This window comes from Vibrio sp. 2033 (genome assembly GCF_033339735.1).
The window spans coordinates 1-561 of record NZ_JAWOVC010000653.1; the positions used below are offsets into that span (position 1 = coordinate 1).

General features: G+C 46.0%; 1 protein-coding gene. It reads left to right on the forward strand.

The features are described from left to right. Positions 1 to 561, forward strand: a 561-nt coding sequence (locus R7P74_RS28305; protein ID WP_318124008.1) for a TatD family hydrolase, incomplete at both ends; no start/stop codon positions are given.

Here is a 561-nt window from a genome sequence, read left to right on the forward strand (position 1 = left end):
ATTTTCTAGAAGATAACGTTGAGCAGCACCTTGCAGAACTAGAACGCTATCTCAACCAAAAATCGCCACAGTGTGTGGCAATCGGAGAGTGCGGACTAGACTTTGCAGTTAACGTAGATCCTGAGCTACAAGAAAGGGCGCTTGAAACTCAATTTGAGCTGGCAAGGCGTTTCAATCTTCCTGTCATTTTGCACAGCCGGAAAGCACACAATCGACTCATTCAAATGGTCAAAGCGGCGAAGTTACCTCGTGGTGGCGTTTTGCACGCGTTTGCTGGTAGTTATCAGCAGGGGATGGAGTGGGTCAGATTAGGTTTTTTCATCGGTGTTGGTGGAACCATTACCTATCCGAGAGCCCATAAAACTCGCGACGCGATTCAAAGATTACCACTCGAAAATCTAGTTATAGAAACAGATGCTCCAGATATGCCTATACTTGGTTATCAAGGGGAGCCGAATCACCCTGCCAAACTCATTCATGTATTCAATGAGCTCGCAGAGTTGCATAGTGTGCGAAAGCAATCGATTGCCACTCAGCTGTGGGAAAATAGCAATTTTGCTT